We start from the raw sequence: 698 nt of genomic DNA, 5'->3' as shown, positions 1-698 counted from the left end.
CTATCTTTTCGTGAGGTAAATGAGCTAAATCAGCTTTATGATTTGAAAACTCTAAAACTGTTTTTTCATCAAGACCACTAATTAAACCAAAAGTGTTAGGTGTTATTTTATAATCCTCAAGAATGATTTTTAAATTATCACTTGGGTCTCCACTTTTTATATCCATTTTATTAAATCCTCCCGAAAATATATGTGTTTATACGTCACTACTTCTATACCAACTGTTTAAATTCCTCTTGAAGTAACCTGCCTCGTTTGTTGAACAAGAAAAAGAGATGCCGCTACTACCTTCATTCTTAAACTCTTGTCCACATTACTTTAAGTAAAACTATTCACAAATCATCATTTACTTCTTAAATCAAAACTTTCGCCTGTATCGTTCCATTCTACTTTTATCACTAACTCATCTTCTGCACTCGTAGAAGGACTATTAACACTTAATGATTTGTTGTAATATACACCTTCTTTATTTAATGTAGCATCATTCGCACCGAAATCTAATACTCCGTTATTCTTTGATTCCACATAATAACGAAAAGTGTCAATTCCCTCTAAGTTATTTCCTTTGTTATTAAGCTGAATTTGATATGTTTCTTCTCCATTAGTTTGATGAACGGTTACTTCAGCTAACCAATTTTCACCTTCGCCAACAAACGTTAAGTCGTTCTTATTCGTTTGGCACGCAGATAATAGAGATA

1 protein-coding gene is annotated in these 698 nt (G+C 32.2%); it reads right to left on the bottom strand.

All coding sequences use genetic code 11. The features are described from left to right. Window positions 1-342: 342 nt before the first annotated feature. A partial coding sequence (locus tag V7122_RS25670) for a hypothetical protein (RefSeq protein WP_335530188.1) occupies window positions 343-698 on the bottom strand: 356 nt, incomplete at its 5' end.

It is taken from the genome of Bacillus sp. JJ1532, from assembly GCF_036965085.1.
Lineage (GTDB): Bacteria > Bacillota > Bacilli > Bacillales > Cytobacillaceae > Cytobacillus.
Note: the sequence above shows the minus strand (reverse complement) of the source record. Positions and strands in the feature narration are given on the sequence as shown.